Source organism: Actinocorallia aurantiaca (assembly GCF_039533685.1).
GTDB lineage: Bacteria > Actinomycetota > Actinomycetes > Streptosporangiales > Streptosporangiaceae > Actinocorallia > Actinocorallia aurantiaca.
Genome location: NZ_BAAATZ010000030.1, coordinates 70,329 through 87,815, shown reverse-complemented (window position 1 = coordinate 87,815; position 17,487 = coordinate 70,329). Strand labels below are relative to the sequence as shown.

17 protein-coding genes are annotated in these 17,487 nt (G+C 71.5%); 7 read left to right on the top strand and 10 right to left on the bottom strand.

Translation table 11 applies throughout. The features are described 5' to 3' along the window. Positions 1–38: 38 nt before the first annotated feature. Together ABD327_RS30890 and ABD327_RS30885 are read left to right on the top strand one after the other, a co-directional pair. Positions 39–488: an NUDIX domain-containing protein gene (locus tag ABD327_RS30890; protein ID WP_344455756.1), complete on the top strand. Its 450-nt coding sequence runs from the start codon at positions 39–41 to the stop codon at positions 486–488. Continuing rightward, positions 485–1,357 (top strand): carbohydrate kinase family protein, encoded by an 873-nt coding sequence (locus ABD327_RS30885; RefSeq protein ID WP_344455754.1) that lies wholly within the window; start codon positions 485–487, stop codon positions 1,355–1,357. The genes ABD327_RS30890 and ABD327_RS30885 overlap by 4 nt, the downstream gene beginning before the upstream one ends. Here the strand turns inward: ABD327_RS30885 and ABD327_RS30880 are convergent. Continuing rightward, on the bottom strand, positions 1,333–1,998 hold the full coding sequence (locus tag ABD327_RS30880; RefSeq protein ID WP_344455752.1) for an HIT family protein: 666 nt from the start codon (positions 1,996–1,998) through the stop codon (positions 1,333–1,335). The two genes, ABD327_RS30885 and ABD327_RS30880, sit on opposite strands and share 25 nt — an antisense overlap. Before the next feature lie 165 nt (positions 1,999–2,163). On the opposite strand from ABD327_RS30880, the gene ABD327_RS30875 reads away from it, so the two are divergent. Beyond that, on the top strand, positions 2,164–3,426 hold the full coding sequence (locus ABD327_RS30875) for a prenyltransferase/squalene oxidase repeat-containing protein (protein WP_344455750.1): 1,263 nt from the start codon (positions 2,164–2,166) through the stop codon (positions 3,424–3,426). A gap of 36 nt (positions 3,427–3,462) precedes the next feature. Here ABD327_RS30875 and ABD327_RS30870 read toward each other — a convergent pair whose 3' ends face one another. From ABD327_RS30870 to ABD327_RS30840, 7 genes are all read right to left on the bottom strand, one after another. Further along, positions 3,463–4,314 (bottom strand): shikimate dehydrogenase, encoded by an 852-nt coding sequence (locus ABD327_RS30870; RefSeq protein ID WP_344455748.1) that lies wholly within the window; start codon positions 4,312–4,314, stop codon positions 3,463–3,465. Further along, complete coding sequence (gene mltG, locus ABD327_RS30865) at positions 4,290–5,423, bottom strand: endolytic transglycosylase MltG (protein WP_344455745.1); 1,134 nt, start codon at positions 5,421–5,423, stop codon at positions 4,290–4,292. Before mltG ends, ABD327_RS30870 begins: the two co-directional genes overlap by 25 nt. Continuing rightward, a complete protein-coding gene (ruvX, locus tag ABD327_RS30860) occupies positions 5,420–5,878 on the bottom strand; it encodes a Holliday junction resolvase RuvX (protein WP_344455743.1) in 459 nt (152 codons plus the stop codon). The genes mltG and ruvX overlap by 4 nt, the downstream gene beginning before the upstream one ends. Continuing rightward, positions 5,875–8,544 carry an alanine--tRNA ligase gene (gene alaS, locus ABD327_RS30855; RefSeq protein ID WP_344455741.1) on the bottom strand — a complete coding sequence of 890 codons (2,670 nt, stop codon included), beginning with the start codon at positions 8,542–8,544 and terminating at the stop codon, positions 5,875–5,877. Before alaS ends, ruvX begins: the two co-directional genes overlap by 4 nt. Continuing rightward, positions 8,531–8,893: a hypothetical protein gene (locus tag ABD327_RS30850; RefSeq protein WP_344455738.1), complete on the bottom strand. Its 363-nt coding sequence runs from the start codon at positions 8,891–8,893 to the stop codon at positions 8,531–8,533. The genes alaS and ABD327_RS30850 overlap by 14 nt, the downstream gene beginning before the upstream one ends. Continuing rightward, the gene (locus ABD327_RS30845; RefSeq protein ID WP_344455735.1) at positions 8,890–9,291 is read right to left on the bottom strand and encodes a DUF948 domain-containing protein; all 402 of its coding nucleotides are present in this window, start codon (positions 9,289–9,291) and stop codon (positions 8,890–8,892) included. Before ABD327_RS30845 ends, ABD327_RS30850 begins: the two co-directional genes overlap by 4 nt. A gap of 139 nt (positions 9,292–9,430) precedes the next feature. Next, a complete protein-coding gene (locus ABD327_RS30840; protein WP_344455732.1) occupies positions 9,431–10,738 on the bottom strand; it encodes a replication-associated recombination protein A in 1,308 nt (435 codons plus the stop codon). A 79-nt stretch (positions 10,739–10,817) separates the two neighbouring features. On the opposite strand from ABD327_RS30840, the gene ABD327_RS30835 reads away from it, so the two are divergent. Continuing rightward, on the top strand, positions 10,818–11,411 hold the full coding sequence (locus tag ABD327_RS30835; protein WP_344455730.1) for a TIGR03086 family metal-binding protein: 594 nt from the start codon (positions 10,818–10,820) through the stop codon (positions 11,409–11,411). A 57-nt stretch (positions 11,412–11,468) separates the two neighbouring features. Here the strand turns inward: ABD327_RS30835 and ABD327_RS30830 are convergent, their stop codons facing one another. Continuing rightward, positions 11,469–12,722: a DUF349 domain-containing protein gene (locus ABD327_RS30830; RefSeq protein ID WP_344455727.1), complete on the bottom strand. Its 1,254-nt coding sequence runs from the start codon at positions 12,720–12,722 to the stop codon at positions 11,469–11,471. Positions 12,723–12,778: 56 nt separating this feature from the next. Beyond that, entirely contained in the window at positions 12,779–13,558 is a 780-nt protein-coding gene (locus tag ABD327_RS30825) for a peptidylprolyl isomerase (RefSeq protein WP_344455724.1), read from the bottom strand. A 206-nt stretch (positions 13,559–13,764) separates the two neighbouring features. Between ABD327_RS30825 and ABD327_RS30820 the strand changes: the two genes are divergently transcribed. The 3 genes from ABD327_RS30820 to aspS are packed head-to-tail and all read left to right on the top strand — an operon-like array spanning position 13,765 to position 17,465. Further along, positions 13,765–14,451 (top strand): MBL fold metallo-hydrolase, encoded by a 687-nt coding sequence (locus tag ABD327_RS30820; protein WP_344455721.1) that lies wholly within the window; start codon positions 13,765–13,767, stop codon positions 14,449–14,451. A 6-nt stretch (positions 14,452–14,457) separates the two neighbouring features. Then, positions 14,458–15,717 (top strand): histidine--tRNA ligase, encoded by a 1,260-nt coding sequence (gene hisS, locus ABD327_RS30815; RefSeq protein WP_344455718.1) that lies wholly within the window; start codon positions 14,458–14,460, stop codon positions 15,715–15,717. Beyond that, positions 15,714–17,465 carry an aspartate--tRNA ligase gene (gene aspS / locus ABD327_RS30810; protein WP_344455716.1) on the top strand — a complete coding sequence of 584 codons (1,752 nt, stop codon included), beginning with the start codon at positions 15,714–15,716 and terminating at the stop codon, positions 17,463–17,465. Before hisS ends, aspS begins: the two co-directional genes overlap by 4 nt. Positions 17,466–17,487: the final 22 nt, after the last annotated feature.

The following is a 17,487-nucleotide window of genomic DNA, read 5'->3' as shown; positions in this document are numbered from 1 at the left end:
GCACCCTCTCGTGCCGTCCTGGTGTGGGGAGACGACAGATGCCGGAGCCTCGGCTGGAGTTCGCGCAGAAGGCCTTCATCATGGACGAGGACCGGGTGCTGCTGGTCCGCAAGTCCGCCTCCGACCCGCACCATCCGGGCTGCTGGGAGGTGCCGGGCGGCCGCCTCAAGGTCGCCCAGGACGACGACCTCGACGAGCACATCCGCCGCGAGGTCTACGAGGAGGTCGGGCTGCGGGTCGAGCCCGGCCCGCCCTTCCACCTGTGGGACTGGTGGATGGGCGACGGCACGCCCGGAGAGGACGTCCGGGTGGTGGCCGTGGCCCGCGCCTGCCGGCCCGTCGGGGGGCTCTCCGTGACCGACGAGCACCGCGCCCCGGACGACCACCTCGGCGAGTCCGCCTGGGTCCCGGTCCGCGAACTCGGGGACTACGACGTCATCCCCAGCCTCAAACCCGTGCTGGAACACTTCCGCGCCGACCTGGCATGACCCCGGCCCGTTGGCTCGGTTCCCCGCCGGAGCCGAGGTTCGCACTGACCGTCCTGGGCGACGTGCGCGTCGAACTGCGCGCCCGGATCCCCGCCAGGTTCACCGACATGGAATCCGACCGGCTGGTGTACGCGCCTCTGCGGCCCCTCATCGCCGGCACCGCCGTCAACTTCGCCAGGAACGCCCGCGAGCACTTCAAGCACATCGGGATCCTCGGCCGGGTCGGGGACGACTCCTTCACCCCGGTCATCCGCGCGACCCTGCGCGACCTCGGGGTCACCGACCTGCTGTACGCCGATCCCGAGCAGGAGAACGGCTGCGCGGTCATGCTCCGCGACCCCGGCGCCCGCCTGCTCGTCGCCGGCGAGCGGGCCCCCCGGCTCACCCCCGACGACGTCCGCGCCGGACGGGCCGCCATCGCCGCCTCGGACCTGCTGGTCGCCGACGGCTACGCGCTCCTGGAGGAACGTTCCCGCGCGGCCCTGCTGGAGGCCATGGCCCTGGCCCGCTCGCACGGCACCCCCGTCGCCTTCGACCTCGTCCCCCACGACCTGCCCGACCGGCTCCCCCTGGCCGGCGTGCTGCCCGCCCTGGAGCTGGCCGACGTCGTCATCACCGAGGTGCCCACCCTCGCCGGCCTGCTGGAGGAGGGGGCTCCCCTGCCCGGGCGGCTCGACGGCCTCACCGGCCACGACCCGCTGTGGCTGCTGCGCGACGGCCCCACCGCGATGGAGCACGTCCTGGCCTACCAGCGCGGCCGGCTGCGCCTGAGCTACCCCACCGGTTTCCGGTCGGGCGTCACCGAGCGCACCGGCTTCGGCGACCGGCTGACCGCCAGCGAGCTCTACTGGTGGCTTTCGCACCGGTAGCCCGGCGTGAGCGCCTCGACCGTCGCGTGGAACCGCTTTCGGCTGGAGGGCAGGCCGAACAGCTCCTGCCAGCGCCAGACGGGCGCGCCGTCGAGCACCGCGCCGCGCAGGAACTGGCCGGGCAGCTCCTCGGCCGGGTACACCCGCTCGCCGACCAGCGCGTAGGAGCGCCCCTGGTCGTGGAGCGCGCGCAGGGCCTCGTGGCCCGCCTCTCTTCCGGTCAGCCCCGCCGCCTCGACGGCGGCGCGCACCCGGCCGCCCAGCTCCCCGGAGTCGGGCAGCAGGTGCAGGTGGAAGTGGTCGACGCACGCGCCCCCGCCGCCCTGGACCGCCGGGCCGTGCTCCAGCGCCAGGACGCCCGGACTCCCGTAGGCGCGCGAGTACCAGTCCGAGACCTCGTCCCGCCACCGCATCGCCCCCTCCCACAGCGCGGGCGGCAGCTGCCCTCCGCACTGCCAGTGCCGTTCGCTGACCAGGAGCAGGTGCCCCTCGACGAGCGGCGCCAGATCGGGCGTCAGGTAGAAGTCGGCATCGGACGCCAGCACCGCCGGAGGGAGCTCCGCCATGTCGTTGAGCCGGAACCGCAGCGGCGGGCACAGCACGCAGTCCCGCGCCCGGTCTTCTTCCGCACCGTTCTCCACGTTCGAACACCCTCCGAAACCGTCGGGTCACCATATGCGTCTTCATCGTAGGACGAGCCAGGGAAGAGTCATGAATGTTTGACCAAACGGCACCGGAGCAAAAGATAATCACTACTCGAGACGATCACCATCGAAGGCGGTGCCCCGGCCGCCGAGGGGAGCGCGATGATCCTCGACGTTCGCCGCCTCCAGCACCACCTGTCCCGCTCCGTCGAGACCCTGCGCGACCACTACCGCCCCCTCGCCGACTCCTCCGGAGGCTGGTACCACGAGCTCGGCGGGGAGCCCGGAGCCACGGCGACCGCGCTGGCGCTCGCCTGCTTCGCCTCCTGCGGGGAACCGCCCGACCACCTGGACCAGGCGCTGCGCTTCCTGCGCGAACACCAGCAGCCGGACGGGGGGTGGCCCACCCGTACCAGCGGGAGCCGGGCGGTGGTGGAGGCGACCGCGTGGATCGCCTGGGCGCTCGCCCGCGTGCGCTGCGACCTGCGCGAGGGCGCGCCCGACCTGTACCGCGCCACCCGCTGGCTGATCTCCCAGCAGAATCCCGACGGAGGCTGGGGCTCGATGCGCGGCGCGCGCTCCCGGGTCTGGCTGACCTGCCTGGCGCTGCGCGCCCTCGGCGAGCTCGACCCGCACGCGGAGGCCGTCACCGAGGGCGTGCGCTGGCTGCTGGGGCAGCGGGTCACCGAGCCGGTGAGCGGGGCCGGGATCTGGGGTCAGGACAACGGCACGGGCGGGGCCACCGTCACCCACACCGCCTTCGCCCTCATCACCCTCGCCGAGCTGCGCCCCAACGACCTGTCCCGGCATCTGCCGGCCTTCGCGTGGCTCACCCGGCGGCTGGAGATGGACCCCCGCAACCGGCACAAGTGGATCGAGACCTACACCGTCGCCCCCGAGGAGGGCGGCGCGTGGCGGCTCAACCTGTGGCACTACGGCCTGCCGCTGGCGTTGACCGCGCTGCTGCACCACCCCGACGGCCCGCCGGTCGCGCAGGTCGGCCAGGCGCTGGAGCGGATCCTGGACGTCGTCCCCGGCGACCACATCTGGGGCGACGACACCCAGCCGGGCGGCGCGTCCCCGTCCCTGTGGAGCCTGTGGTGGTCGCTCCAGGCCGTCACGCACGTGTACCGGCAGCCGCTCTTCCGCCCGGACGACCTCGTCGTCTGGTTGCGGGACGCCGTCGTCATCCGCCGGGGACCGGCCCGCCACAAGCCGCTCTTCCTGCTGGCCCCCGCGCTGTGGAAGGCCGGGATCTCCCGCTTCCTCCGGCGCTACTGGGCCTACGCCGCCCTGCTCCTCCTGGGCGCCCTGATCGGCGGAGGCGTCCTGGCCGGCTGGTGGGACGGCGAGGTCTTCTGGGTGGGGCTGGTCATCCCGCTGGCGCTGATCCCCCTCCAGGAGGCCTTCAAAACACGGCCTTGACCGGCCCGTTCCCCGGAAGGGGGGCGGGCGCGGGGCTCAGGCCGGGTCCGCCTCCCGCAGGCGGCGGGCCAGCTCCGCCTCCCCGGCGGCGCGCATGGCCTCCACCGGGACGTCGGTGCGGCCGGTCATCAGCGTCACCTGGCGGACCGCCTGGTGCAGCAGCATGGCGTAGCCGCTGACGGCCCTGCCCCCGCGGGCCAGGACGGCCCCGGCCAGCGGGGTCGGCCACGGCGAGTACACCACGTCGAAGACCGGGACGCCGGCCTGCGACACCGGACCGGTGAACGGCAGGGCGCCGTCGCCGGGGAGGGTCGAGACCACCAGGTCGGTGTCGAGCAGGTCGGGGAGCTCCTCGAGGGTCGCGATCCGCGTCTTCAGCCCGAAGCGCTCGCCGACCTCGGCGGTCTCCGCGGCCCGCGCGGGCGTGCGGACGGCCAGCGTCGCGCTGGACGCGCCCAGCCGCGCGGCGGCGGCGAGCATCGACGCGGCCGTGGCGCCGCCGCCGAGCACCAGGAGCTCGTCCAGCTCCGTGACGCCGCCCTCGGCGAGGGCTGCGACGATGCCGTGGACGTCGGTGTTGTCGGCCACCCAGCGGCCGTCACGCGGGACGAGGGTGTTGGCTCCCCCGACCTTCACCGCCAGCTCGCTGCACTCGTCCGCCAGCTTCAGCGCCGTGCGCTTCAGCGGCATCGTCAGGGACAGGCCCGCCCACGGCTCGGCGAGGAACCGCGCCAGCCCGTCCTCCGCGCACTCGTGCGCCCCGTAGGTCCACCCGTCCAGCTCCAGGGCCGCGTAGGCGGCCCGGTGCAGGACGGGCGAGAGCGAGTGCCGGATCGGCGAGCCGAGCACGGCCGCGCGGCGGGTCAGTCGCGATTCTTCTCTAGCCACTTGTCGAACTTCTTCTTCAGTCGGGCGAAATCCTCTTCGGTCTCCCCGAACTCGGTGACGTGGTTCTCCGGGTCGGTGGCGACGAAGAACATCCACTTCCCGGGCGTCGGATCGACCGCGGCCTTGATCGCGCTCAGCCCCGGATTGCTGATCGGGCCGGGCGGGAGGCCCAGATGCTTGTAGACATTGTACGGGGAGTCGATCTCCAGGTGCTTGTACCGCACGTCTATGGTGCGCTCGCCGTGCGCGTACATGACCGGGGTGTCGAACTGCAGGTACTTGTCGGCCTTGATGCGGTTGTAGACGACCCGGGCGATCTTGCCCTGGTCCTCGGGCTTGCCCGCCTCGGCCTGGACGATGCTGGCGACCACCATGATCTCGCTGGGGGTCATCCCCCTGGCCTCGGCCCCGTCGACGATGTCGACGCCCTTGATCTCCTTGCGGAACCTGTCGACCATCATCTTCAGCAGCTGCTGGGCCGTCGCCTCGGGCGGGAGGCTGTACTGGGCGGGGTACAGGTACCCCTCGACCTTGCCCTTGGCCGCCGCGGGGAGGCCCAGGCTCTTGGGATTGACCTTCTTGAACGCCGAGACGGGGATCTTCGTGGCCTTGGAGAGCCGCTGGTAGATCTCCGACGCCCACAGCCCCTCGGGGATGTTGACCAGACCGGCGCGGGCCTCGGGGCTCAGGATGAGCGCCAGGGCCGCCTCGGACGACATGCGCAGGCGCATGGTGTAGAAGCCCGGCTGGATGGACTGGACCTTCGGCTCGTCCTGGGCCACCTTGACGAAGGCCTCGGCGGTCTTGACGACCCCGGCCGTCTCGAGGGTCTGCGCGATGGCCGAGGTGAAGTCGCCGGTCTTCACCTCGATCGTGGTGCTGCCGCTGCCCTGCCCGGTGTAGTCCGGGGGCTTCATGTAGTCCTTCAGCTTGGTGTAGCCGAAGTACCCGCCTCCGCCGAGCACCACGAAGAGGAAGAGCAGCGAGGCCACGACCGCCGCGCCGCTCCCCTTGCGCTTGCCCTTCTTTTTCTTCTTGCGCCCGTCCCCGCGCACCACCCGGTTGTCGTCCCGGGTCTTCTCCGGCCCCCAGAAGTCGGTGTCATTCACTCTTTCCCCTTGACCGACGTGCCCGGCGGGTTGCCGGTCAGCCGCTCGGAATCCAACGCCGCCTGCAGCAGGACCGTCGCTGCGGCCTGGTCGATGACGTTGCGCTGGTTCTTCGCCTTGGTACCACCGGCCCGCAGACCGCTGGCCGCGGTCACGGTCGTGAGACGCTCATCATAGAGACGTACCGCACCAAAGGGGAGCTTAAGTGCCAATTTCCTAGCAAATGTCCGAGCTGCCGCGGCCGCCTGGCCCTCCCTGCCGGACAGGTTCGTCGGCAGGCCGACGATGACCTCCAGGGCCTCGTACTCGGCGGCCAGGGCGAGGATCCGGGCGGCGTCGCCCCGGCCCGCGCGAACGGTCTCCAGAGGGGTGGCCAGGATGCCGGCCGGGTCGCTGCGGGCAACGCCTATCCGGACGCTGCCCACATCGACCGCAAGCCGTACACCCTGTCTCACTCGGCTCCTACCGCATGTTCCACCACGTTCAACGCTTCGGCGATCTTACCGGCATCCGACCCACCACCCTGGGCGAGATCGTCCTTGCCGCCGCCGCCTCCGCCCAGCGTCCTCGCGGCCAGCGACACCAGCTTGCCGGCCTTGCGGCCCAGCTCTCGGGCCCGCTCGTCGACCGCGATGACGACGACCGGCCGGTCCTTCGGCACGCCTGCGACCATGACCACGGAGGGCCTGCCCTGGAGCCGGGAGCGCACGTCCACGGCGAGCCTGCGCAGGTCGTCCGCGCCGGTGCCGTCGGGCGCGCGGTGCCCCACGAAGGCGATGCCGTTCACGTCCCTGGCGCCCTCGGCCAGCCCCGCGGAGGCGGCCAGCACCTGCTCGGCGCGCAGCCGCTCCAGGTCCTTCTCCGCCTCCCGCAGCCGGGTCACCAGTCCGGCGACGCGCTCGGGCAGCTCCTCGCGGCGCGCCTTCACCTGGTCCGACAGCTGCGCCACCAGCACGCTCTCGCGGGCCAGGAAGCGGAAGGCGTCCATGCCCACCAGCGCCTCGATGCGGCGCACCCCGGCGCCGATGGAGGACTCGCCCAGCAGCTTGATCAGGCCGAGCTGGCCCGAGGTGCCCACGTGGGTGCCTCCGCACAGCTCCCGGGAGTAGTCGCCGACCTCGACGACCCGCACCTCGTCGCCGTACTTCTCGCCGAACAGCGCCATCGCGCCCATCGCCACCGCCTCGGTCTGGCTGGTGGTGAACGCCCTGACCTCGAGGTCGTCGATGAGGACCTCGTTGACCTCGGCCTCGACGTCGCGCAGCACCGACGGCGGGACCGCGCCGGAGGCGGTGAAGTCGAACCGGAAGCGGCCCGGGGAGTTCTCCGAGCCCGCCTGCGCGGCCGACTCGCCCAGCGCCGCCCGGAAGCCCTTGTGGACCATGTGGGTGGCGGTGTGCGAACGGGAGATCGCCTTGCGGCGGCTCACGTCGATCTCGGCCAGCACGGTGTCGCCCGACCTCGCCAGGCCCGAGCGCACCCTGCCCCGGTGCACGATGAGCCCGGTCATCGGCGACTGCACGTCGGTGACCTCGACCTCGGCGCCGCCCATGAACCTGATCACGCCGTGGTCGGCGAGCTGGCCGCCGCCCTCGGCGTAGAACGGGGTGCGGTCGAGCACGACCTCCACCTCGGCGCCCTGGGCGGCCTCGGTGACGTTCGCGCCGTTGACCAGGATGCCGAGGACCCGCGCCTCGGCGGTGAAGTCCCGGTAGCCCAGGAAGTCGATCGTGCCGCCCGCCCGCTCGAGCAGGTCGCCCAGCACCGAGACGTCGGCGTTGCCGGTCTTCTTCTCCCGTGCGTCGCGCTTGGCCCGCTCCCGCTGCTCCTTCATCAGGCGGCGGAAGCCCTCCTCGTCGACGGTCAGGCCCTGCTCGGCCGCCATCTCCAGGGTGAGCTCGATCGGGAAGCCGTAGGTGTCGTGCAGCTTGAAGGCGTCGGCGCCGCCGACGACCTCGCGGCCGGAGCCCTTGGACTCCTGCACGGCCACGTCGAAGATCGACTCGCCGGTGCGCAGCGTCCGGGCGAAGCTCTCCTCCTCGGCGTCGATCACGGTGTGGATGTTGGCGGCGGTGCGGACCAGCTCGGGGTACTGGTCGCCCATCGCGGCGATCGCGGTGGCCGTCAGCTCGTGCATCATGCCGCGCTCCTGGCCGCCCAGCAGCCGGAGCTTGCGGACCGCGCGGCGCAGGATGCGGCGCAGCACGTAGCCGCGCCCCTCGTTGGAGGGGATGATGCCGTCGGCGACCAGCATCATGCCCGCGCGCACGTGGTCGGCCACGACGCGCAGCGAGACGTCGTCGTTCTCGTTCGCGCCGTAGCGCGAGTCCGTGAGCTGCGCCGCCCGGTCGAGGACCTTCCACATGGTGTCGACTTCGTAGATGTTGTCGACGCCCTGCAGCAGGATGGCCATGCGCTCCAGGCCCATGCCGGTGTCGATGTTCTTGGCCGGCAGGTCGCCCGCGATGTCGAAGTCGACCTTGCTGCGCACCTTGCCGAGCTGGTACTGCATGAAGACCAGGTTCCAGACCTCGAGGTAGCGGTCCTCGTCGGCCTCGGGGCCGCCCTCGCGGCCGTGCTCGGGGCCTCGGTCGTAGTAGATCTCCGAGCAGGGGCCGCCCGGCCCGGGCACGCCCATGTGCCAGAAGTTGTCGGCCAGGCCGCGGCGCTGAATGCGGTCCATCGGGACGCCGACGTCCTTGTGCCAGATCTCGGCGGACTCGTCGTCGTCGTGCAGGACGGTCACCCACAGCTTCTCCTCGGGGAAGCCGAAGCCGCCGTCGGACTGGGAGCGCGTGAGCAGCTCCCAGGCGAAGGGGATCGCCTGCTCCTTGAAGTAGTCGCCGATGGAGAAGTTGCCCAGCATCTGGAAGAAGGTGGCGTGCCGGGTGGTCTTGCCGACCTCCTCGATGTCCGGGGTCCGCACGCACTTCTGGCAGCTGGTCATGCGCTTGGCGGGCGGGGTCCGCTGAGCCAGGAAGTAGGGCTTGAACGGAACCATGCCGGCGGGCACCAGCAGCAGCGTCGGGTCCTCGGCGATCAGGCTCGCCGAGGGCACCACGGTGTGCCCGTTCTGCTCGAAGTACCGCAGGTATCGGCGGGCGATCTCAGCCGACTCCATGTGTTCCGTCCTTGCTGTCGTCGTGGTTGTCGATTGCTCGAAGCTCGTGGTCTTCGACGGGTCGTGCCTGCAGGATCCGGATCGGCCGGCTCCTGCGGGGGTCCACCGGCGGCTCCTGGTCGAGGTGGATGGCCTCGTTCAGCTCGGCCTCGCGTTCGGCCATGTGCGCCCGCACCTCCTCGGCGAAGGCGCGCAGCCGGTCTCCGGTGGTGCTCCCGGTCTTCACCGCGTTCTCCACCGCGCGGACCGCGAGGTTCTCCGGGGCCAGGCTGCGGGCGAAGCGCATCGCCTTGCGCTGGGCGTACAGGGCGGTGCCCGCGCCGACGGTGAGCCAGAAGATCCGCTTCACCTGCGGCCTCCCTTGCGCTGGGCGGGCAGCTGCGCCCGCGGAGGGGGGGCCTCGGAGCGGCCGAGGGCCTTGCGCACCCCGTAGGAGAAGGCCGCGGCCTTCACCAGCGGGCCGCTGACCACCGAGGTCATCACGGTGGTGACCGCCGAGACGTTCTGGCTCACCCCGGCCATCTGCTTGGTGATCACGTCGGTGCGGTCGAGCTGCTCGCCCGCCTGCTCCACCGCGCGGGCCATCTCCTCCAGCAGCGGGGCCGCCTGCTCTCCCAGCTCGGCGACCAGCTCGGTGGTCTCCTTCAGCAGCCGGGACAGCCTCAGCAGCACCAGCGTCAGGAAGGAGACGAGGATCGCCCAGAAGACGGCAATGATGAGACCTGCGAGCTGTCCACCAGTAAGCATCCGGGTCTTCCAATCGGGTTCGGGAGCCCACGCGCGGGCGACGGGGCCGTGCCCCTGCCGGGCCCGTGTCCACGGACCCTATCGCGTGAGATCCGCTCGGACGGCGACCCGGAAGGCCGGGTAGCGAACCCTTTCCAGCCTAACGGCCTTTGAGGACCGTTCTGATGCGCTCCAGCACCTCGCTCCAGCGGGATTCCGCCCCGTGCCTGGTGGGACGGTAGTAGCGCCTGCCTTCCAGCTCGTCGGGGGCGTACTGCTGCGCGACCACCCCGCCGGGATGATCATGCGCGTACAGGTAGCCCTCGCCGTGGCCCAGCTTCTCCGCGCCCCGGTAGTGGGCGTCCCGCAGATGACCGGGAACGTGACCGACGACACCCCTGCGCACGTCCGCCATGGCCTCGTCGATGGCGGTGATCACGGCGTTGGACTTGGGCGCCAGCGACAGGTGGACCACCGCCTGGGCCAGATTGATCCGGGCCTCGGGCAGGCCGACGTACTCGACGGCGCGGGCGGCGGCCACGGCCGTCTGAAGCGCCGTCGGGTCCGCCATGCCGATGTCCTCGCTGGCGTGCACGATCAGCCGCCGGGCGATGAACCTGGCGTCCTCCCCCGCGACGATCATCCGGGCCAGGTAGTGCAGGGCCGCATCCACGTCGCTGCCCCTGATGCTCTTGATGAAGGCGCTGATCACGTCGTAGTGCTGGTCGCCGTCGCGGTCGTAGCGCACGGCGGCGCTGTCCACCGCCTTCTCCAGGACGTCCACGGTGATCTCGCCGTCGGCCGAGACCAGCGCGGCGGCCTCGAGGTAGGTCAGGGAGCGGCGCGCGTCCCCTCCGGCGAGCCTGACGAGGTTGTCCTCGGCGTCCCCGGCCAGCACCGCCTTGACGCCCCGCTCGTCCGTCAGCGCGCGTTTCAGGACCTTACGGACGTGCTCGTCGCCGAGGGGCTGGAGGGTCAGCAGCAGCGAACGGGACAGCAGGGGGCTGTTGACCGAGAAGAACGGGTTCTCGGTGGTCGCGCCTATGAACGAGACCCAGCGGTTCTCCACCGCGGGCAGCAGGGCGTCCTGCTGGGCCTTGTTGAACCGGTGCACCTCGTCGACGAACAGGAGCGTCTGCCGCCCGGACATGCCCAGCTCCCGCTTGGCCTGGGCGATGGCCTCCCGTACCTGCTTCACCCCGTCGGAGACCGCGGAGATCTCCACGAAGCGGCGCCGCGAGGCCTGGCTGATCACCGTGGCCAGGGTGGTCTTGCCCGTGCCGGGCGGCCCCCACAACACCAGGGACATCGGCGCGTCCCGCTCCACGAGCTGCCTGATCGGCGTCCCCGGGCCGGTGAGGTGCTCCTGTCCGACGACCTCCTCCAGGGTCCGCGGGCGCATCCGGACGGCCAGGGGCTCGTTCGCCTTCTGGGCGTCCTCCGCGGGCACGTCGAACAAGCTGTCCATAAGGTGACACTATCCGGCGCAGTCCAGAAGCGGCGTTGTGGTTGACAGAGCGGCCGGAACGGGAGTGACGTTGTCCTTCATGACTCGGGAGCCCAGCGGGTACGAACGCGCCCTCGACCTGTTCGAGGGCGTCGTCGTCGGCGTGCCCGAAGACGCCTGGGGCCTCCCGTCGCCGTGCGAGGCCTGGAGCGCCGCGGACCTGCTCGGCCACGTGATCGGCGGCCAGCTCGAGATCATCGCCCTCATCGGGGGCGAGGAGCCCCCTGACGCGGCGGACGCCCCCGGACGGCTCGTCGGAGGAGACCCGGTGGCCTCCTGGCGCCGGGCCAGGGCCGCCTGCGCCGCCGCCCTCACCCCCGAGGCCCTGGCGACCCCCATCCCCTTCGGCGGATTCGGCGAGCTGCCCCTGCGCGACCTGCTCGACACCTACGTGCTGGAACTGCTGGTCCACGCCTGGGACCTGGCCAGGGCCACCGGTCTGCCGGTGTGCCTGGACCCCGACCTCGTGCACCGGGCCTCGGCCACCGCCCAGGTCATCGGCACCACCATGCGCAAGGAGGGCCTCCTCGGCCCGGCGCTGACCCCTCCGCGCGGCGCGGGCGAGCTCACCCGGCTCCTGGCCTTCCTGGGCCGGGACGAGAGCGCCTTCCCCGAAAAGGGGGAACCCGCGTGACCCCTGGTCACGCGGGTTCCCGCCCGATCTCGTGCGATCCCGGTGTGCGGACGGCCCCTAGCTGAACTCCGCCAGGGTCCGCTCGGCCTCCTCCAGCCAGGCGCGGCGGGCGGTCAGCGACTCCTGGGCGTCCTTGACGCCCTTGTCGTTGCCCGCCGCCTCGGCCTTGGCCAGCTTCTTCTCCAGCTGTTCGATGGAGGAGCGCAGCTGGGCGACCGTGGCCTCGGCCCGCGCCCTGGCCTCGGGGTTGCTGCGCCGCCACTCCGACTCCTCGGCCTGGCGAATGGCCTCCTCGACCTTGCGCAGCCGGCCCTCGAGACGGTCGCGGTCGGCGCGCGGGACCATGCCCGCGGCCTCCCACCGCTCCTGGACCGAGCGCAGCATCTGCTTGGTCTGGCGGAGGTTCTTCACCGGAACGAGGCGCTCGGCCTCCTCCAGCAGTTTCTCCTTGACCACGGCGTTGCCGGCGAACTCGGCGTCCCGCTCGTCGAAGGCGGCCTTGCGGGCGTTGAAGAAGGTGTCCTGGGCGGCCTTGAACCGGCCCCACAGCTCCTCTTCGGCCTCCCGGGAGGCCCGGCCGGCGTTCTTCCAGCGGCGCATCAGCTCGCGGTAGGCCGCCGCGGTGTCGTTCCACTGGGTCGATCCGGAGATCGCCTCGGCCTCGGCGACCAGCTGCTCCTTCTCCCCCTGCGCGACGGATCGCTGGTCCTCCAGGGAGGAGAAGTAGGCCTTGCGACGCTTGGTGAAGGCGTTGCGGGCCGACGACAGCCGCTTCCACAGGACGGTCTCGGTGGCGCGGTCGATGCGCTCGGCCGCCTTCCACTCCTCGACGAGCAGCCGCAGCCGCTCGCCGCCGTTCTTCCAGTGGGTCTCCTCGGAGGCGATCCGCTCGGCCTCGGCGACGATGCGCTCCTTGACCTCCCGGGCCGCGGAGCGGGCGTGGTCGCGCTGGACCTTCAGCTCCTCGCGCTTCTTGCCCGCCACCTCGCCCAGCGCGTCCAGCCGCCGCAGCAGGGCGTCGAGGTCGCCGACCGCGTTGGCGTCCACGACCGACTCCCGGAGCCGCTCGATGCTGCTGGCCGCCTGGGCGGGGGCCAGGTCGGTGGTCTTGATGCGCTGCTCGAGCAGGCCGATCTCGGTGGCGAGGGAGTCGAACTTGCGCTTGAAGTAGGCAAGGGCCTCCTCAGGGGCGCCCGCCTGCCAGGAACCCACGACCCTCTCGCCGTCCGCGGTCTTCACATAGACCGTGCCCTCTTCGTCGACACGGCCCCACGGATCTGTGGCGCTGGACACCCTTGCCTCCTGCGTCATGGCCCGAACTGTCAGTTATGTATTCCGGGCCTATCAAACACTAGCGTCCCGAGTCACTACTTCTTCGCGATCGAGACGCCCTCGATTTCAACCTTCTTCTTGGGGGCGCCGTCGCCCTCGGGCTCGGAGCCCGCCTCGGCGACCTTCTCGACCTTGTCCAGGCCCGAGGAGACCGTACCGAACACGCTGTAGTCGGCCGGAAGGTCGTCCCAGTCCTTGTACACGATGAAGAACTGGCTGCCGTTGGTGCCGGCGCCGGCGTTCGCCATCGCCAGGACGCCCTTCTTGTACTTGGCGCCCTCGGTGTTCTCGTTGGCGAACTCATACCCCGGCCCGCCCGAACCCGACCCCGTCGGGTCGCCGCACTGCAGCACGTTGTCGGTCATGCGGTGGCAGGAGGTGCCGTCGAAGTACTTCTCCTGCGCCAGGTGGACGAAGGAGTTCACGGTGCAGGGGGCGTTCTTCCCGTCCAGCTTGAAGGTGAGGTCGCCGGCCGAGGTCTTGAACTCGGCCTTCACGTCGCCGTCGTGGGCGGGCTTCACCGGGGGCAGGCCGACGTCCTTGGCCGCCTTCTCGCCGCTCGCGGGCTCGGTGTAGAGGCACTCGCCGGGCTTGGCCGTCTCGGCGGCGACCGTCGGGTCGTCCGCGAGGTCGTCGTCACCGCCCTTGGTGAAGGCGTAGGCCGCGCCCGCGACGCCCAGGACCACCACGGCCGTGGCGACGGCCGCGCCGATCACACCGCGCCGCTTGTCCGCGGCAGCCTCGGCGGCCCGACGGGCCTCTTGACGCTCGTAGCGCCGACGCGCCAGTTCCTTCTTGCGGTCCTTGCCGGCCACTGCGGCAGCCTCCTCTGATCTCCCGTGCCGTACGCTGAATGATGATCAGTGCTGGGCATCGTATCGGTCCCGGATCCCCTGCGCCTCCCCCATGCGGGACACGGCGAACTCGTTCGCGGAGGAGCCGAGCCCCCCGGTAGGCTCGGGATCACCTTCCGTGCATCCAAGCGGCCCCAGCATAAGGGGCGCATACAGAGAGGCAGAACGTGCTCGTCGCCGGGTTTCCCGCAGGCTCCTTCGCCACCAACTGCTACGTGGTGGCTCCGGCCGCGGGCGAGGAGTGCGTGATCATCGATCCCGGGCAGGACGCGACCGACGGCGTCGAGGAGATCCTGCGCGAGCACCGGCTCAAGCCGGTCGCGGTGATCCTCACGCACGGCCATCTCGACCACGTGTGGTCGGTGGCGCCGGTCTGCGGGGCGCGCGACGTCCCCGCGTTCATCCATCCCGACGACCGCGACCTGCTCTCGGACCCGTCCAAGGGCTTCGGGGTGACCTCCGCCCAGTTGTTCGGCGGGCTCACCCTGAGCGAGCCGGACGACGTGCGCGAACTCTCCGACGGCTCGGTGCTGGAACTGGCCGGCCTGGAGTTCACCGTCGACCACGCTCCGGGCCACACGCCCGGATCGGTGACGTTCCGCACCCCGCACGAGGATCTCCAGGTGATGTTCTCCGGAGACCTGCTGTTCGCCGGGTCCATCGGCCGCACCGATCTTCCGGGCGGCGACCACCAGGCCATCCTGCGCAGCCTGGCCGCGGTCTGCCTGCCGCTGCCGGACGAGACCGTGGTGCTGCCCGGGCACGGACCCCAGACGACCATAGGCCGCGAGCGCGTGAGCAATCCGTACCTGTCGGATCTCGCACCCGCCGAAGGCCCCAAACGAGGCTTCTGATCTCTGATGAGCACTTTCCAGGCCCCCAAGGGGGTCAGTGAGTACGTTCCGCCGCGCTCCGCGGCGTTCCTGGCCGCCCGCGACGCCTTCGCGGCCGCGGCGAGCCGGGCCGGCTACTCCTATCTCGAGCTGCCGGTGTTCGAGGACACCCAGCTGTTCGCCCGCGGCGTCGGCGAGTCCACCGACGTGGTGAACAAGGAGATGTACACCTTCACCGACCGGGGCGACCGCTCGATCACGCTCCGGCCCGAGATCACCGCCGGGGCGCTGCGCTCGGTGCTGGAGCACAACCTGCACCGGGGCGCGCTGCCGGTGAAGATCTGGGCCGTCGGGCCGGTCTTCCGCTACGAGCAGCCCCAGTCCGGCCGGTACCGGCAGTTCTACCAGGTGGACCTGGAGGCCCTGGGCTCGGAGGATCCGGCGATCGACGCCGAGACCATCGCCCTGGCCTGGGACTACTACCGGGAGCTGGGCCTGCGGCAGGTCACCCTGCACCTGAACACCCTGGGCGACGCCGAGTGCCGTCCGGCCTACCGGGCCGCCCTGCAGGCCTTCCTGCGCAAGCTGGACCTCGATTCCGACACCCGCAGGCGGGTCGAGCTCAACCCGCTGCGCGTCCTGGACGACAAGCGCCCCGAGGTGATCGCCCAGCTCGGCGACGCCCCGCTGATCCCCGACCACCTGTGCGCGGCCTGCAAGGCCCACTACGACCGGGTCCGGGAGCTGTTGTCCGACCTGTCGATCCCGTGGACCGACGATCCGCGCCTGGTGCGCGGCCTGGACTACTACACCCGGACCCTGTTCGAGTTCGACCACGCCCTGCTCGGCGCCCAGTCGGGCATCGGCGGCGGCGGTCGCTACGACGGGCTGTCGGAGACCATCGGCGGCCCTCCGCTGCCCGGCATCGGGTTCGGCCTCGGCCTGGACCGCACGGTCCTGGCGATGGAGGCCGAGCAGGTCCCGGCGGTCGCCGGCACCACCGTCCAGGTCTACGGGGTGGCGCTGGGCGACCAGGCCGCCCGGGAGATCTTCAAGCTGGTCACCGAGCTGCGCCGGGCCGGCATCGCCGCCGACCAGGGCTTCGGCGGGCGCAGCATGAAGGCGGGCATGAAGGGGGCGGACCGCTCCGGCGCCGCCTACGCCCTGATCCTCGGGGAGCGAGATCTCGCCGCCGGGTCCGCACAGCTCAAGGACCTGGCCGCCGGCGAGCAGATCGCCGTCCCGCTCACCGACATCGTCGACGTTCTCAAGGGGAAGCTTCAATGATTCGCACGCACGAGGCCGGCTCGCTCCGGGCGGAGCACGCCGGGACCCAGGTCGTGCTGGCCGGCTGGGTGGCCCGCCGCCGTGACCACGGCGGGGTCATCTTCATCGACCTGCGCGACGCGTCCGGCACCGTCCAGGTCGTCTTCCGCGAGGAGGACACCGCCCACGACCTGCGCTCGGAGTTCTGCGTCAAGATCACCGGCTCGGTCCGGGTGCGGCCCGAGAGCAACGAGAACCCCGAGCTGCCGACGGGCGCCGTCGAGGTCGTGGCCGACGAGATCGAGGTGCTGTCGGAGTCCGCGCCACTGCCTTTCCCGATCGAGGGCGACGTCAACGTCAACGAGGAGGTGCGGCTGCGGCACCGCTACCTCGACATCCGCCGGGAGAGCGCGGCCAACGCGCTGCGGACCCGCTCGGAGGCCACCTTCCTGATCCGCGAGGTGCTGCGCGAGCAGGGCTTCGTCGACGTGGAGACCCCGACCCTCACCCGCTCCACGCCCGAGGGCGCGCGGGACTTCCTGGTGCCGGTGCGGCTCAAGCCCGGCCACTGGTACGCGCTGCCGCAGTCCCCGCAGCTGTTCAAGCAGCTGCTCATGGTCGCCGGGCTGGAGAAGTACTACCAGATCGCCCGCTGCTACCGGGACGAGGACTTCCGCGCCGACCGGCAGCCGGAGTTCACCCAGGTCGACGTCGAGATGTCCTTCGTCGACCAGGAGGACGTCCTGAGGATCGGCGAGGCGCTGGTCGCCCGCGTCTGGAAGGAGCTGGCGGGCTACGAGGTCCCGCTGCCCCTGCCCCGGATGACCTACGCCGAGGCCATGGCCAAGTACGGTTCCGACAAGCCCGACCTGCGCTTCGGCCAGGAGCTGGTCGACCTCACCGGGTACTTCAGCGGTACCGAGTTCCGGGTCTTCCAGGCCGAGCACGTGGGCGCGGTCGTCATGCCCGGCGGCGCCTCCCAGACCCGCAAGGAGCTCGACGCCTGGCAGGAGTGGGCCAGGGCGCGCGGGGCCAGGGGCCTGGCCTACGTCCTGGTCGAGCCGGACGGCTCGCTGCGCGGCCCGGTCGCCAAGAACCTCTCCGCCGAGCATCTGGAGGGCCTGGCCGCCACCGCCGGCGCCGTCCCGGGCGACGCGATCTTCTTCGCCGCCGACCGCCGCCACAAGGCCCTGGATCTGCTGGGCGCGGCCCGGCTGGAGATCGGCCGCCGCTGCGGCCTGATCGACGAGGGCGCGTGGCGGTTCCTGTGGGTGGTGGACTTCCCGATGTTCGAGCCGATCGAGGACGACAAGGGCGAGCAGACCGGCTGGCACGCGGTGCACCACCCGTTCACCGCCCCCACCGAGGAGTCCCTGGACACCTTCGACAAGGACCCGGGTTCGGCCCTGTCCAACGCCTACGACCTGGTGCTCAACGGCACCGAGCTGGGCGGCGGCTCGATCCGCATCCACCGCAAGGACGTCCAGGAGCGGGCGTTCGCCGCGATCGGGCTGCCCGAGGAGGAGGCCAAGTCCCAGTTCGGCTTCCTGCTGGAGGCCTTCAACTACGGCCCTCCCCCGCACGGCGGCATCGCCCTGGGCCTGGACCGCCTGGTCACCCTCCTGATCGGGGCCGAGACCATCCGCGAGGTCATCGCCTTCCCCAAGGCGGCCTCCGGTCTGGACCCGCTCACCGGGGCGCCCACCCCGATCACCGCTCAGCAGCGCCGGGAGGCGGGGATCGACGCCCCCGTCAAGCCGCAGGGCTGACCCGCGGCGTGAACGCCGAAGC

Bases quoted from the DNA above. Each gene is read 5' to 3' on its own strand.
- ABD327_RS30890 (WP_344455756.1), top strand. From the start codon at position 39: ATGCCGGAGCCTCGGCTGGAGTTCGCGCAGAAGGCCTTCATCATGGAC.
- ABD327_RS30885 (WP_344455754.1), top strand. From the start codon at position 485: ATGACCCCGGCCCGTTGGCTCGGTTCCCCGCCGGAGCCGAGGTTCGCA.
- ABD327_RS30875 (WP_344455750.1), top strand. From the start codon at position 2,164: ATGATCCTCGACGTTCGCCGCCTCCAGCACCACCTGTCCCGCTCCGTC.
- alaS (WP_344455741.1), bottom strand. From the start codon at position 8,544: ATGGAGTCGGCTGAGATCGCCCGCCGATACCTGCGGTACTTCGAGCAG.
- ABD327_RS30845 (WP_344455735.1), bottom strand. From the start codon at position 9,291: ATGCTTACTGGTGGACAGCTCGCAGGTCTCATCATTGCCGTCTTCTGG.
- ABD327_RS30840 (WP_344455732.1), bottom strand. From the start codon at position 10,738: ATGGACAGCTTGTTCGACGTGCCCGCGGAGGACGCCCAGAAGGCGAAC.
- ABD327_RS30835 (WP_344455730.1), top strand. From the start codon at position 10,818: ATGACTCGGGAGCCCAGCGGGTACGAACGCGCCCTCGACCTGTTCGAG.
- ABD327_RS30830 (WP_344455727.1), bottom strand. From the start codon at position 12,722: ATGACGCAGGAGGCAAGGGTGTCCAGCGCCACAGATCCGTGGGGCCGT.
- hisS (WP_344455718.1), top strand. From the start codon at position 14,458: ATGAGCACTTTCCAGGCCCCCAAGGGGGTCAGTGAGTACGTTCCGCCG.
- aspS (WP_344455716.1), top strand. From the start codon at position 15,714: ATGATTCGCACGCACGAGGCCGGCTCGCTCCGGGCGGAGCACGCCGGG.